Here is a 14,359-nt window from a genome sequence, read left to right as displayed (position 1 = left end):
ATAACTCTTCAATCAAAAATAGCCTGTGATTTTCTCGTAAGATCTTCGCCCGGTGCCTACTCTAATGAATGAAATAACCGTTAAAATTTTTAGGCCAAGAAATAATATGACAAGGAATGACATTAGTATTGCCGCTCTTCTTATGGTGTTACTTTTTTTGGGAGCCTGCTCTGCCGAAGATTCAGAACCTACAACAGAAAATACGGCCATCAGCAGGTCGGATGAGCTTAGAAAAGCGCCAAATTTCGAGGTTGAAACCCTCCAGGGCGATACGGTTAGCCTGCAAACAACGATGAGCGAAAACAAACCGATGGTCGTCTATTTTACCGCTTCCTGGTGTCCTGTTTGTGCTAAAAACTGGCCGGTGCTTTCCGAGGTGTATCCCGATTATAAAGATGAACTGGATTTTGTAGCCATAGGGATAGATCCCACCGACACCAGAGAGGTTATGACCAGATTGGCCAGGGAAAAAGGCTTTACATTTCCCACTACCTGGGGACATCCACAGATTATGGTAGACTTTGGGGTCGAAAGCCAGGCTACAACAGTAGGCATCAACCGTGATGGCAAAATTGCTTTCCAGAAAAATAAGACCGCTCTCAGTGAAAAAGAATACCGGAAGCTTTTTGACCGGTTAGTGGGTCAGTAAGTATGGAGTTTGTCTATTTTTCCTTTATACAAGGGGTTTTTGCCTTCTTGGCTCCCTGTGCCGTGGCACTATTGCCCGGATACATTGTTGCTTTCATCTCGCGTAACTCGCAGGATGATCCTGCGATAGGAAGGCGCCTGTACCGAGGATTAAAGCTGGCATTTTTAAGTATACTGGGAATTCTGATGGTATATGCCCTGGCCGGTGGATTTATTATCGCAGCCGCGCAGGTACTCAAGGCATACATGAAATGGATTGCCATGGGGATGGGTGCTGTATTGATTGGGATGGGGCTTTTTATGGTAGCAGGAAAAGATCTCTCGTTCTCCATCAACATGAATAATCCCACTCATCAAACAGAAGCAGCCGAAGCACTTGTATTTGGAATGGCCTATGCCATTGGGGCCTTGGGTTGCTTGTTTCCCTTATTCCTGGTGGTTGCCACACAGGCCATGGCTGCCCCAACCCTCTGGCTGGGCGCTTCGTATATTGGAGCCTATTTTGTGGGCATCAGCGGGATGATGATCGGAACCATTTTGCTTTCCACCTTTGCTAAAAATTGGCTTAAGAAATATCTGCATAAGATTCTTCCGCATATGGAACGCATTACCGGTGGATTACTAATGGTAGCCGGAGCTTATGTTATCTATTATCAGACCGCATTGCTTTAAACGTAAGATAGGTTGATTTGTCAGCATCAATAGGTGTAACTCATAACTATTAAAGATCAGGACCTACATATGGATCAATTAAATAAACTTTCGGGAATAGCACACTGGTTGCCACGATTATCGTTAGCAGCAATCTTTATTTATCATGGGTTTCCCAAAGTAGCTATGGCAGGAGATGTGTCAGCGATGATGGGCATGCCATTTATAATGGTATTACTGCTTGGAGTTGCTGAAATAGGTGGCGCGCTGCTAATGCTGTGGGGTGGAGTTGGCCCGGACTGGGCAACACGACTATCCGGCCTTATTTTCACGGTGATTATGGTCGGTGCCATCGCGATGGTGCATGCCCAATTTGGCTGGAATTCTATAAATATGGGCAACAACGGTGGACGAGGAATGGAGTTTCAGGTACTTATTATAGCCGTGTCGCTGCTCTATGCCTTTAAAGGTAATGCTATTAAAAAATCGACCGAAGCTGTTGGGGCCTGAACAACGTAGTTCTAAACTGGAAGGGATAAAGGAGTGCTCCTTTATCCTTTTTTTATTTACCCCCCCTTTTATTGCCAAATGATCAGGCCTTCCACTCTCGATAGGATTTTCCGGGTCGTTGCACCATTCAAACCAACCCCCGTCGTAGACCGAGATCTTAGGCCATTCCATTAACCAGGCGTTTATAAAGGCTTCGCTTCCGCGCCAGCCGGTCCCGCAATAAAAAGCGACATGTTTGTCGGGCGTTATACCGCCTTCTTTCCAGGCCGATGCTATTTCCCGGTATTCCCGCATGGTATGGTCAAAGTTGCGATAATTTTCCATGTGATAGGCGTCGCTTCCGCAGTTGCCAAAAGTCGCACCAGGAATTCGTCCCTTCTTTTCAATATAATGATAACCGCTGCGGTTGCCGATAAACTCCTCCCAGCTTCTAATACTGACCAGCTCTCCTTCATTTGACTTCAGCAGTTGTTTGGCTTCCGGCGTATCAATCATATACTCGGGACGGGCGGGAACAGCTGTGCCAAAACCATCAACAGGAGTGGGCTCATGCTGTTCCGTTGAAAGCTCGTATCCTTCTGCCTCCCAGCTTGTGATACCGCCGTTTAGTATCCTGATATCCTCCACGCCCGCATACAGCATAATAGCTGCACACCGCAGGGCGCCAAGATGTCCGGCGCTTTTGCCGGGAAACTTTTCTTCATCATACACGGGAGCGGAAAAACGCCCATAAATCACGACCGTCGTATCGTGGCGAATACCCAGATTTTCCAGGGTTGCCCGAAGTTCCTCAGGAGTACGGCGGTTCCAGGTTTCGGTCGATTCCAGGCTGTTGGTGTCTAAGGGAATAGCTCCCGGAATATGTCCCCTGTGATAATCTTCGATATGATCGTAATGGGAGTGACACACAACGTAGTCATTATTATTGTAATGAGGTGGTTGCTGACCGTCAATTAACTGCTTTATCCACTCCGGATACACCAGGTGCCTGTAGCGGGGTAATTGATCCAACGGCAGATCCGCATTGGCGGTCCATTCCTCCATAAAATCATTATATATCATAACCTGTTGAAAACCAAGCTCATCTAATTTTTGGTCCATCTGCCAACCATCATCATTGTCGTATCCATATACAACAACCGGCTGTTCTCTGCTGATATTTTTCTCTTCCAGCACCTCGATCCAGTCCATATACTGGGTCCACGGCAGGGGGATACTTTTTGCACCGGGGATATGCCCGCCACGCTGCTCGTTTTGAAGCGTCCATCCATTGTAAGCTGCAATGGGGCGAACATCGATCAGGAGAGCATTAGATTCTTCAAGCTTAGAAATAAGTTCTTTCGTAGATAAGGTTTTCATGAGTAGTTACCAGATAATTGATTATGTGGATGGCATCTGCTGTTAAATCGATATGAATTATATTTTCTGCAGATATTGAAGCGAAAAGTAGTGGTCGGAGTCGGTCCATACTTTTTCTACAGAAAACCATTCGCTCACCAGGGTTTCAAAATCTGCCAGACTGTATTTATAGGAATTTTCGGTGTGAATGGATTCGCCCTGTTTAAAATGGAACACCTCCTTTTCAATGGTTACGGTCTGATCCGTTCTGGAAACCAAATGCATTTCTATGCGCCCTTCATCTCTATTGTAGAAGGCCTCGTGGCGAAAATTGTTTAGATTAAAATTGGCATCCAGTTTACGGTTGATGTGCCGGAGTATATTTTTGTTGAATGATGCCGTCACTCCCTGCCTGTCATTATAAGCCGTTTCCAATACACTGATATTCTTTTTCAGGTCAACCCCGACAAGCATACCATCTCCGGGGTCCAGCTGTGTGGAAAGGTTGTTTAAAAATGCTTTGGCCTGAGATGGCTGAAAATTGCCAATAGTAGAACCCGGGTAAAAGAAAACAATTTTGCTATAGGGTTGTGCGATGGCAGGAAGCTGAAAGGGCATAGAATAATCAGTACAGAGCGGTTCTATTTGTAAATCCGGGTATTCCTGATTTAGTTTCTGAACGACTTTTGCCAAATATTGCTCAGATATCTCTATCGGGATATAGGAAGTGATGCTCGGAAAATGGTCCAGCAGCAGACGGGTTTTCTTACTGCTGCCGCTTCCCAGCTCCGCCAATATGATATCACTGCCGACGGTTCGTATAATATAAGGCATATTGTCCTGCATAATACGCATTTCAGTCCGCGTGGGATAATACTCCTCGAGCTCGGTGATTTCTTCAAACAGCTGGGATCCCCGTTGGTCGTAAAAGTATTTGCTCGGCAACTCTTTTTGATCCTTTTCTAATCCCTCAATAATCTCATCCAACATTTTGGGAAAACTCAAAGTAACGTGATCATCCATACAAAACCTGCCTTCTAATGATTATTGACTTTCTAACTGCCAGATGCTACCGATGCTCGGGGTTGGGATGGTCAAACCGGCAGCCTGCCTCCCACTCCGACCGCTGGTTCCCGTGAGCTGGTATCCCGCCGGACTGATCGAGCATCCGGGCCATATGCATCAGGTTCCAGGTCATAAAGGTGGTATTGCGCTGGGTGAATTCATTATCAAATCCAACCGGTCCGTCTTCGCCTTCGTCCCCGTAACTGGGGCCGGGACCGGCTTCGCCGATCCATCCGGCATCAGCCTGGGGAGGAATAACATAACCCAGATGCTGCAGGCCGTAGAGGATGCTCATCGAACAGTGTTTGATGCCGTCTTCGTTGCCGGTAATCAGGCATCCACCGACGCGTCCGTAATAGGCGTATTGCCCCTTCTCATTGAGATTCCCGGAATAACCATACAGCCGCTCAATAACCTTGGTGGCGACCGAAGATTTTTCACCCAGCCAGATCGGAGAGCCAATAATTAAAATATTGGCATCCATGACCTTTTGCTGGATCTCCGGCCAGTCATCTTCCTCGAAGCCGTGTTCGGTCATGTCGGGATATACGCCCGGAGCGATGTTGCAGTCCACGGGACGGATAACTTCGGTAGAGACCTGATTCTTTTCAAAAATGGATTGCGATACCTCGATCAGCGTCTCGGTATGTGACTCGTTGGGATTTGGTTTGAGCGTACAGTTCAGGAAGAGAGCACTTAAATTTGAAAAATCCGTTTCGTTCTCTTCGCAAAGCCGACTTTGTTTTTCTGAAAGAGCCATAATAATTCGGTGTTTTATGGGCGTAACTAAATATTATCAGTTGATTCCCGCCGCAGTTTGGACATTTTTTTTGAGAGCCCTAGCTATCTTTTGAAGCTCCTGGTCACATCCTTCTATAGCGTGTCGCTTTTTCAGGTAATCCGGTGAATTATACCCCACATGGACCTGCCCGTCCTGATCTCTCCAGATCAGGATTTTTTGAGGCAGATCAATGGCGACCGTGGGTACACATTGCATTAATGGTGTGCCCAGTTTGGGGTTTCCAAAAATGAGTACGCTTGTTGGCGGCAGCTCCATACCTGCCGAGGCTGCCCCCTCCTGATGATCGACTTTCCTGAAGATGGTAAGCCCGTTTCCCGTTAGCACATTCTCAAGTCGGTCGATAGTCTTTTCGACAGAATAATTGCTTTTCAACTTAACCATCCCATCCTGGGCCATGACAGGAGTTACCGCTGCTCCCAGAATAACTACAATCGCTGTTATAATTGCTTTATACATATCATCTTTATGAGTTGATTGAGGCTACAGTAAAAAATGTATCCGAATCCATGAATTATTTTTTGCTCAAATCAATCCTGCTCTTCTGCTCTCCAAGGAGGCACTTTTTATACCAATAGGATAATATATTCAAGACCGTCCCCCCCGAATTCTCGGGATAATCTTTGGAGAAGAGAGGTTGGGAGTGGACAATGTTTATTGTTAGATCCATTGTGATATTAATATTTATATCCCTGCATCTCCTCTTCATTGGTTTCAACTCCCAATCCCAGGACCATGCGATTCACAAAGTTAAAGTAGCTGATAACCAGAACGGCATCGAGGATAGCCCGGTCGGAGAGGCCGGTATTTTTAAGGGGTTGCAGGTGCCTGTCTTTATCCACCCCACCAGGGTGCCTGGTAAGGACCTGTGCCAATTGACAAAGGCGGGCATTCACATTGTCGAGGTCCAGTTTGCGGTAATCATCTTGAAGCTGCTTGATGCGGCCCCGATCCCTCCAGTAGTGGTTGAGGGCTTCTCCGTGATGCTGCTGGCAATAGTCGCACTTATTGGCAGCTGAAACGACCACTGCCATCATCTCCCGCTGCGCTCTGTCCAGGGGAGATTGGCTAAACATAACCGACATGTAGAGGTCCATGTGCGCCGTTATCGTCGGCGGGTTCAGGCTCTGGATTTTGTGAACCTGCGCCAGTTTTCCCCGCTGTTTTTCAAGCTTATCGTATATTTCCCTGAGCTCACCCGTTGCATCTTCAGGTTCAATAATGTCGATAAATGCCATGCCGCTTAATCTTCTTAATGGTCTGTGTTGATAAACCCACGCGATTTCCTCCCCAGGTGATTCCGATTTTCTTGATCTCATTCCAGATAATCAGCATAAGATAAATCAGGTCTTCATCCCCCCATACTCTCTATATTTATGGGCTGACGTTGGGATGCGGTCATCAAGTCAAGTGCGATAAATAAAGAAACGTTTGATAACGCCGCATCATTTCCTGATCTATATATATGTAAAATATTCATTATTGTTTCTTTCTGTGTTCATTTAGTTTGTGACAATACCTCCATTTCACTATGAGTGATGTGATTGCCTGCCGTCGTCTTACTTTGACAAATTATTTTTTTCTGTCCGTCAGAGATGGCAGCTTTTGCAAAACGGCTTTTATTTTGGATATAAGTACGGCAAGTAAGAAATCTTATTCACGGTTCATCAGAGATATCCAATACATAACGGCAACAATGTTGCCAAGGTAAAATATTCAATGGAATTAGAAATAATACACAAGTGGCTGATGAGCCTGTCGGCCGGCTACAGCGTCAATCCATATGTCTTTGCGGGAATATATGTGGGCGCTATACCATTTTTCCTGGCATCTGTGGCATGGATTATGCGTAACAAAAAACGCAGAAAATCCCTCCTACTGCCCGTTTTGTCAACCGGGCTTTGTATGTCATCAGCTTATATTTACTTGATCATCGCTGGTGAAGGTGTGCCCATTTGGGTTTACCTTCTTATTGTCGGATTATTGGGGTACGGGTTATATTCAACATTCCGAAAGGTTCAAACCGGGAAAAAATTTAAGGATAGATGAAATACGACTATGATTTACTTGTAATTGGCGGCGGTGCAGCTGGACTTACGTCTGCAGGTATGGGCGTGAATTTTGGGGCCAAAACGCTGCTAATTGAGGCAAACAAACTGGGCGGCGATTGTACCTGGACCGGCTGCGTACCCAGTAAAACACTTCTTCATGCCGCGGGCCTCGCCCAAAAAGTAAAAGAAGCGGAAACATTTGGTCACAAGACCGCAAAGCAGATGGATTTTTCTTCCATTTTGAACCATGTTCGCGCCAAACGCGAAGAAGTTTACCGTGAAGCTGATGATCCGCATATATTCCGTAACATGGGCGTTGATGTTACATTCGGCAAAGCGCGTTTTGTGGATCCCCATACCATTTCTATTGATAGCGGTGAAAAGCATCAACAGGTATCCTCACGCTACATCATCATTGCAACCGGCAGCAAGGCCGTGGCTCCGCCCGTCCCGGGACTTGAGGATATGCCATATCTCACTAATGAAACGATTTTTGAGCTTGAAGAGCAGCCCCGCAGGCTGGGCATCATCGGGGCGGGACCGGTCGGCATGGAAATGGCACAGGCATTTCAACGGCTGGGTACCCATGTTACGGTGTTTGATATGCAGCCCCGCATCCTCATTAATGATGATGAAGAACTGGCCGGAATGCTGCACAGTCGCCTGGTGAAAGAGGGGATCGCATTCAGACTTTCCGCTTCTATCACCAGGGTATCCAAATCGGACAGCGGAGAAGTTCAGCTAACAGCGGAGGTCGGACGTGAGGAACAAGTGTGGACGGGGGATGCCCTGTTGGTTGCTGCCGGCAGAGTAGCTAATCACAACAGCCTTGCCCTGGACAAGGCCGGGATCGAATACACCCAAAAAGGGATTACGGTTAACGACCGCTGCCGTACGAATCATAACCATATTTATGCCGCAGGTGACGTCACGGGCCGGTACCAGTTGTCGCATATGTCGGAACACATGGCAAAAATTGCTACAACCAATGCCTTGCTGAAAATGCCCCTGAAAATCGATACCAAACACCTGACGTGGAGTACTTACACCGATCCCGAGCTGGCGCACGTAGGAGCAACTGAAAAGCAGCTTAAAGACAAGGGAGCAACATATGAGGTCTACAGGTTTCCCTATGAAAAAATAGACCGGGCACGGACCGATGAGGCTACTGACGGACTGATAAAGATATTTGCCAAAAAATGGACCGGTAAAATATTAGGGGCTGCCATCTATGGCAGACAGGCGGGAGACCTGATCAGTGAATATGCCCTGGCCATGCGTAACGGGGTCACACTCCGAAATATAGCTGATACTATCCATCCCTACCCCAGCTATGGTTTGGGAGTGCGTCGTGCGGCGGATCAATGGTATGTGAAAAATCAGTCGGAGTGGCAAATCAAGCTCATTAAATGGCTGTTCGGTTACCGCGGCAGCATTCCAGACCTGAGTAATAAGGACCGTATTCTATAATATGTTCCAATGTTTTCCTCTTGTCATTCTCAGTAATTGAACTCCACTGCTCAGGCTGTCTTTTCCAAACCTTTCATCGCTTCCAGCAAAGCCTCATATTCTTCCCTGCAGCTGCCGCAGCGTTCAAGATGATCACTAACCAACGGCATGGCCTCTTCCGGTGATTTGCCAACCAGTTTCATTTCAGCAAACTCATGGAGCTTATCATAGCATTCATCACAGCCAATTTCCTCCGTTTTGGTCATCTTGACCATGCGGATCATTTTTTTCAAAAAATCAGGCGTTAATTTCATAACCAAATATTGTCTTTTCTAACTATAGATGTGACCAGCATGATATTTCTTACATATTATTAAGCATTTCATCAGGATCAATGCCATCCAATTCAAATCGGGTTTTAAGTTTTAGCCGTGCATCATATATCACTTTATAAAGCGCATTCCGGTTGGTTCCCATTTGCTTTGCCACGACTGTCGGGGGCAGGCCATTTATTACAACGGCCTGAATGACCATTTTTTGCTTTTTGGTTAGCTCTTCCTCCATAATGGTCATCATTTTCTCCATCAGCTGTGCTTCGTGCGCTGATCGGTCGGGAGAAGGCTGGCTATCCGCGACATTCATTGAGCGTATCTCAGTGTCACTGTCTCTGGATTTCAAATCTTCAATGGAGATATTATCATAGCGTTTCAGTCGGAGTTCCGTTAGTCCTTCCCGAACGGCAATTTTCATGGCCCAGGTAAGAAGTTTGCTGTCACCACGGAAAGAATCAATGTTATCCAGCACTTTCAAAAGGGCATCCTGGGCAACATCTTCCACAAACTGATCGAGTTCATGATCAACATATTTGTGCAGGGCTGGTTTTAGTCCTCTGACCAGCTGTTCCCGCAACAACTCTACGGCACGTTCATCCACTGGTGGCTTGAGCGCCTCGACCCATTCTTCATTAGTGTCGTAAGATGTTTTCTTCTTGCGACGTCTCTTAAACCAGTTAATCATGTTATTTCAAGTTTTTTTGCTATCGCAACGGTAGATAATAATAGTCATGTCTGTATGCAAGCTTTGGAATTTAAGTTATGTAATAATCTTCTTGTTTGGAATTAGTTTGCCAACTTATGGACAGTCTCAAAATTTGCCGGGCTGGAAGAGCAGTACAGAAAAATTGCTGATTAATCTCACTGAACTTAAAAAGGGGGGCACCTAAAGATGGTATTCCTTCTGTTGATGATCCTGAATTTATATCTATGGATGACGCCCGGTCCTGGATTGCCAGTAAAGAACCGATTTTAGCCGTTGAATACAAGGGGACCGTTCGGGCCTATCCACTTCAGATTATGATATGGCACGAAATCGTAAATGACCGTATCAATGGAGATCCGCTTTTAATAACGTTTTGCCCGCTTTGCTATTCGGCACTGGTTTTTGAACGAACGGTAGATGGGGAAGTTCTTGAATTTGGGGTTTCGGGTTTTCTGCACCATTCTGACTTGGTAATGTATGATCGCAAAACGGAGACCTGGTAGCAACAGTTTACCGGCAAAGCCATTGTCGGTAAATACGCAGGGACTACATTGAAACAGGTGGCGAGTCAGATTATCTCATTTTCACAATTCCGGGAAAATTACCCGGATGGCAAGGTCCTTTCACGGAATACCGGTTATAATCGAAACTACGGGAATAATCCGTACACCGGATATGATGGTAGTAACAATACCCCGCTGTTCGGTGCCGGAAATGATGATGGCCGGCTGCCGTCCATGGAAAAAGTAATTGGTGTAACCTTAAATGACCAGCGAAAGGCTTATCCCTATTCCATTACCCATGAGAAACAAGTGATTAACGATGATATTGGTAACAGCCCGCTGCTAATTATTCATACTGATGGGGCAACATCGGCGGTGGATGCTGCCCGAATAGGGGAATCCAGAGAGTCGGGTTCAACGGGCGTTTTCAAACACACTCTCGAAGACCAAAAATTATCTTTTTTCGTTAAGGAGGGATACATCATAGATAAACAAACTCGGTATGGACCATTACGGGCCACGCTGTAGAAGGCCTTACAAGGGACAACGGTTGGAAACTGTTACTTTTGGGGATTATTTTGCGTTTGCCTGGCTGGTCTTTTGGCCGGATACTGAAATTTATACCACAATTAATACCACAAATAGCATTTATGGGAAGCAGGAAGATTAAATTTCCCGGAAGTTAGGGCGTCCAATTATCAGCCCGAATTGATGAACCAGATCAAGGGGTTGTCAAAGGGACGGTATTATTTGCTCACTGCTTTACCTGCAGTAAAAACCTGCGGGCTGTCGGGCATATCAGCCAAACATTAACAGAGCACGGGATGGGCGTTTTTCGTTTTTATTTTACCGGCCTGGGAGAAAGTGACGGAGACTTTGCTGACACCAATTTTTCATCCAATATCGATGACCTGCAAAAGGCAGCAGCGTATATGGAACAGGAATGGTCCGCCCCCCGAATGTTGATCGGCCACTCGCTGGGAGGAGCGGCGGTCCTTCAGGCGGCCCACCATATTTCATCGGCTGAAGCCGTGGCAACCATTGGTGCCCCGTGCAATCCTGAACATGTTACGCATCATCTTATGGATAAGATGGATGAGATTGAGAAAAAGGGAAAAGCCCGGGTTAAGCTGGCTGGAAGAGTATTTACCATCAAAAAACAGTTTTTGGATGATTTGAAGGAACAGGCGATGAACAAGGTTATTTCAACCCTTGATAAGCCATTACTCATTTTCCACTCTCCCGTCGACCAAACCGTGGGTATAGATAATGCAGCACATATCTATAAGCTGGCGAAGCATCCCAAAAGCTTCATTTCGCTCGATGATGCCGGCCACCTGTTACATAATGAAGAGGATGCAAAATATGTGGGTTCGGTGACAGCAGCCTGGGGCGACCGGTATTTATAGAATACGGTCACAGGCTTCAGGGGGTTAGCAACAACCTCCATTATTCTGTACGGGTGGACATGGATTATTGCCATAGGAACAGAACACACAGCAGTCTCCCTGTTTAGCCTTTAGCCCCTCACCGCAATGGGGACATTCCCAAAAATACTGGCACGAATCCTCCGGCATGATTTCTTTGGTCTCTTTCGCACAATTGGGACCGGTTATTTTAGAAGTAGGTGAAACTTCATTCATGATTAATCATACTGACTGAAATGAAACGAATCTTTTAATTCAAAGGCTCCAGATTCTCCAGCATCGTGGGGATAAGTTCCGAAACGGTCGGGTGAATATGGACCGCATCCCGAATCGTGGTATAGGATTCACCGGCATACATGATATCGATAATAGAGTGTATGATTTCGTCCCCTTCGATGCCCAGGATAGCGGCGCCAAGTATGTTCTCGGTATCGGCATCGACGAGTATTTTCATAAAGCCCCTGGTTTCTCCTTTCTCCTTAGCTCTTGCTATGCGATCCATTGGTCGCTTGCCTATTAGTACTTTTCTGTCAGATTCTTTGGCCCGGGCCTCGGTCATGCCCACGCGGCCCAAAGCGGGGTCGATGTACAACCCATAACACATAATGCGGTCAGACAGGCGGCGTTCTTTATCATCAAAAAGGTTGGCGGCTACAATTTCAAAATCATTATAGGCCGTATGCGTAAACGCTCCTTCGCCATTGCAATCGCCCAGTGCCCAGATATCTGTTCCAGTAGTACGCAGCTGATTATCTACCTGTATAAAACCGCGATCATCTGTTTGGACCGTTGTGTGCTCAAGTCCCAGATCATCGGTATTGGGACGGCGCCCGGTCGCCAGCAGCAGGTGCGATCCCGTTACCTGGGGAGGACCACTTTTACAATTTACATCCACGACGATCTGCCCGTCTTCATTGGATCCGCCTATGCATTCAGCACCAAACCGAAAATTTATGCCTTCGTTTTCCAATATCTCCTGAATGGCATTTGAAATATCCTCATCCTCTCTGGGAAGCAGGCGCCTGCCCTGTTCAATAATCGTTATTTTGCTGCCAAACCGGCGATACATCTGTCCAAATTCCAGGCCAATGTACCCGCCCCCAACAATGATCAGATGATCCGGTACTTTATCCAAATCAAGAATGCTGGAGTTGGTGAGGTAATTAACCTCATCAAATCCCGATGGGATGAATGCGCGTCCCCCGACGTTGATAAAAATTTTATCGGCCGTAAGTTTGTTTCGGCCAACAGAAAGAACATTCTCGTCTTCAAAACGCGCATGTCCTTCATAAACCCTAATATTTTCCGTGTCCTTAAGCCAACGCTCGACTCCTTCCGTCGATTCTTTGACGATCGCATCTTTTCGGGCTTTCACTTTCTCCATATCTATGGAAATTGAACCGTCTATATCGATTCCAAAATCACTCATTCGATGGGCCATGTAAGCAGCACGCGCACTGGCTACCAACGCTTTGGTAGGCGTACATCCGGTGTTTACACAGGTCCCCCCGAATTGATCACGCTCAATAACTGCGGTTTTTAGTCCCTCTTCGGCACATCGGGCCGCAAGAGATGGGCCTGCTTGTCCGGTTCCGATAATAATGGTGTCAAACTGTTCCATGGCTGCTATAATGGTCGGTTTTATTACGTTGGATTACATAATCGTAGACGGGGCTTATGCAAACATTCTTACATTTATTATTTCAGGTTATCATAAAGGTATATCTCATTACTCATAAGAAAAGTTGTATTAATTATCGTAAAAATATTGAGAGTACTGCTATCTGTTAATCTAATTAAAATCAATGAGACCTATGTAGCAGATGATAAAAACCTACCGAGATACCGAACTCGACAGCCGGATTATATTGGCTGACCGGGAGGCTGACCTTCATCGTTTTAAAGAACAGGACTTCTTCAAAATCCTCTGGAATCGCGGGGAGATGATGCATCTCAATATTGACGGGGAAGAGCTTCCGATGGAGCAAGATCAGATGATCTGCCTTACGCCCATTCAAAATCCGGACTTGTCCAGCTTATCCGGAGATTATTTTTTATTGATGTTCAATCGGGAATTTTATTGCATCCACGAGAACGACCATGAAGTCTCCTGCGAAGGCCTGCTCTTCTGGGGATCCTCAGAGTTACCGGTGATACAGCTTGATGAGGAGCAAAAACCGAAGTTCGAGTCGTTATGCCAGATACTTGTTGATGAAATAGAAACGAAAGATCGAATCCAGGGAGAAATGCTTCGCATGTTGCTAAAACGTTTAATTATCAAGGGAACACGCCTGGCCCGCAAGCAGCTCTTTCCCGAATCAGTGGGTAACAAACAGACCGAGCTGATCCGGCAGTTCAATATTCTGGTAGAGAAACATTTCCGGGAATATCATCAAGTGAGGGATTACGCCGAAATGCTGTACAAAGCGCCGAAAACCTTGTCGAATGTGTTTGCCGACGCCGGACACAAGACGCCTCTGGAAATGATTCACTACCGGATTACGCTTGAAGCCAAGCGTCAACTGAAAAAAACAGATAAGTTCGCAAAAGAGATAGCCTTTGAACTGGGCTTCGAGGAAGCTGCTCATTTCAGTCGTTTCTTCAAGAAAGAGACTGGGATATCTCCTTTACAGTATCGTAATCGTGCTGAGATATAAACGGGGAAAATATATTTCATTAAGTACCTCAGGTCATGCGTGAATCAATCTCTATGAACGCCTCTACTCCAAGAGAGATTATAAAACCCTTTACATTGCTATAGAGTGACATGCACTTCTTAAGAAATTCCTCTCTGGAGAAGAAGGTCAGGAGGATTGATCCTTCTACTTCTTAATATTTCAAGAGGTATTTATCAGTACACCATTTTTAAACAGTCGCCAA

At 46.0% G+C, this 14,359-nt stretch carries 15 protein-coding genes and 2 pseudogenes; 8 read left to right on the top strand and 9 right to left on the bottom strand.

Annotation, left to right across the window (positions count from 1 at the left end; translation table 11 throughout):
- The first annotated feature begins 106 nt into the window (after positions 1-106).
- The 3 genes and pseudogenes from FN808_RS08635 to FN808_RS19440 all read left to right on the top strand — a co-directional run.
- Positions 107-649, top strand: a complete 543-nt coding sequence (locus FN808_RS08635) for a peroxiredoxin family protein (protein WP_185958313.1) — start codon at positions 107-109, stop codon at positions 647-649.
- A 2-nt stretch (positions 650-651) separates the two neighbouring features.
- A complete protein-coding gene (locus tag FN808_RS08630) occupies positions 652-1,320 on the top strand; it encodes a cytochrome c biogenesis CcdA family protein (RefSeq protein WP_142714164.1) in 669 nt (222 codons plus the stop codon).
- Positions 1,321-1,389: 69 nt separating this feature from the next.
- Positions 1,390-1,608, top strand: a pseudogene (locus FN808_RS19440) (DoxX family membrane protein); the annotation flags it as partial.
- Between the two features lie 3 nt (positions 1,609-1,611).
- Here the strand turns inward: FN808_RS19440 and FN808_RS08620 are convergent.
- The 5 genes from FN808_RS08620 to FN808_RS08600 form a co-directional block, all read right to left on the bottom strand.
- Positions 1,612-3,168: a rhodanese-like domain-containing protein gene (locus FN808_RS08620; RefSeq protein ID WP_142714162.1), complete on the bottom strand. Its 1,557-nt coding sequence runs from the start codon at positions 3,166-3,168 to the stop codon at positions 1,612-1,614.
- A gap of 57 nt (positions 3,169-3,225) precedes the next feature.
- A complete protein-coding gene (egtD, locus tag FN808_RS08615) occupies positions 3,226-4,170 on the bottom strand; it encodes an L-histidine N(alpha)-methyltransferase (protein ID WP_246068315.1) in 945 nt (314 codons plus the stop codon).
- 46 nt (positions 4,171-4,216) lie between these two features.
- Complete coding sequence (locus FN808_RS08610; RefSeq protein ID WP_142714161.1) at positions 4,217-4,972, bottom strand: flavodoxin family protein; 756 nt, start codon at positions 4,970-4,972, stop codon at positions 4,217-4,219.
- Between the two features lie 36 nt (positions 4,973-5,008).
- Positions 5,009-5,470, bottom strand: a complete 462-nt coding sequence (locus tag FN808_RS08605; protein ID WP_142714160.1) for a DUF302 domain-containing protein — start codon at positions 5,468-5,470, stop codon at positions 5,009-5,011.
- A gap of 218 nt (positions 5,471-5,688) precedes the next feature.
- The gene (locus tag FN808_RS08600; protein WP_142714159.1) at positions 5,689-6,249 is read right to left on the bottom strand and encodes a peroxidase-related enzyme; all 561 of its coding nucleotides are present in this window, start codon (positions 6,247-6,249) and stop codon (positions 5,689-5,691) included.
- Between the two features lie 481 nt (positions 6,250-6,730).
- Between FN808_RS08600 and FN808_RS08595 the strand changes: the two genes are divergently transcribed.
- Both FN808_RS08595 and FN808_RS08590 read left to right on the top strand, forming a co-directional pair.
- A complete protein-coding gene (locus tag FN808_RS08595) occupies positions 6,731-7,060 on the top strand; it encodes a hypothetical protein (RefSeq protein WP_142714158.1) in 330 nt (109 codons plus the stop codon).
- Positions 7,057-8,532, top strand: coding sequence for a dihydrolipoyl dehydrogenase family protein (locus FN808_RS08590; protein ID WP_142714157.1), 1,476 nt, complete (start codon positions 7,057-7,059; stop codon positions 8,530-8,532). The genes FN808_RS08595 and FN808_RS08590 overlap by 4 nt, the downstream gene beginning before the upstream one ends.
- Before the next feature lie 50 nt (positions 8,533-8,582).
- Here the strand turns inward: FN808_RS08590 and FN808_RS08585 are convergent, their stop codons facing one another.
- Both FN808_RS08585 and FN808_RS08580 read right to left on the bottom strand, forming a co-directional pair.
- On the bottom strand, positions 8,583-8,825 hold the full coding sequence (locus FN808_RS08585) for an anti-sigma factor (protein WP_142714156.1): 243 nt from the start codon (positions 8,823-8,825) through the stop codon (positions 8,583-8,585).
- Positions 8,826-8,874: 49 nt separating this feature from the next.
- The gene (locus tag FN808_RS08580; protein WP_142714155.1) at positions 8,875-9,528 is read right to left on the bottom strand and encodes an RNA polymerase sigma factor; all 654 of its coding nucleotides are present in this window, start codon (positions 9,526-9,528) and stop codon (positions 8,875-8,877) included.
- A 173-nt stretch (positions 9,529-9,701) separates the two neighbouring features.
- On the opposite strand from FN808_RS08580, the pseudogene FN808_RS19225 reads away from it, so the two are divergent.
- Positions 9,702-10,580, top strand: a pseudogene (locus FN808_RS19225) (DUF3179 domain-containing protein).
- A 179-nt stretch (positions 10,581-10,759) separates the two neighbouring features.
- Positions 10,760-11,461, top strand: coding sequence for an alpha/beta hydrolase family protein (locus tag FN808_RS08565; protein WP_221929988.1), 702 nt, complete (start codon positions 10,760-10,762; stop codon positions 11,459-11,461).
- 24 nt (positions 11,462-11,485) lie between these two features.
- Here the strand turns inward: FN808_RS08565 and FN808_RS19345 are convergent, their stop codons facing one another.
- Together FN808_RS19345 and FN808_RS08555 are read right to left on the bottom strand one after the other, a co-directional pair.
- Positions 11,486-11,695, bottom strand: coding sequence for a GDCCVxC domain-containing (seleno)protein (locus FN808_RS19345; protein WP_142714152.1), 210 nt, complete (start codon positions 11,693-11,695; stop codon positions 11,486-11,488).
- A gap of 34 nt (positions 11,696-11,729) precedes the next feature.
- Positions 11,730-13,100, bottom strand: a complete 1,371-nt coding sequence (locus FN808_RS08555) for an FAD-containing oxidoreductase (RefSeq protein WP_142714151.1) — start codon at positions 13,098-13,100, stop codon at positions 11,730-11,732.
- Between the two features lie 202 nt (positions 13,101-13,302).
- Between FN808_RS08555 and FN808_RS08550 the strand changes: the two genes are divergently transcribed.
- Complete coding sequence (locus FN808_RS08550; RefSeq protein ID WP_142714150.1) at positions 13,303-14,136, top strand: helix-turn-helix domain-containing protein; 834 nt, start codon at positions 13,303-13,305, stop codon at positions 14,134-14,136.
- Positions 14,137-14,359: the final 223 nt, after the last annotated feature.

The sequence above is a fragment of the Fodinibius sediminis genome, assembly GCF_900182555.1.
Taxonomy (GTDB): Bacteria; Bacteroidota; Rhodothermia; order Balneolales; family Balneolaceae; genus Fodinibius; species Fodinibius sediminis.
Note: the sequence above shows the minus strand (reverse complement) of the source record. Positions and strands in the feature narration are given on the sequence as shown.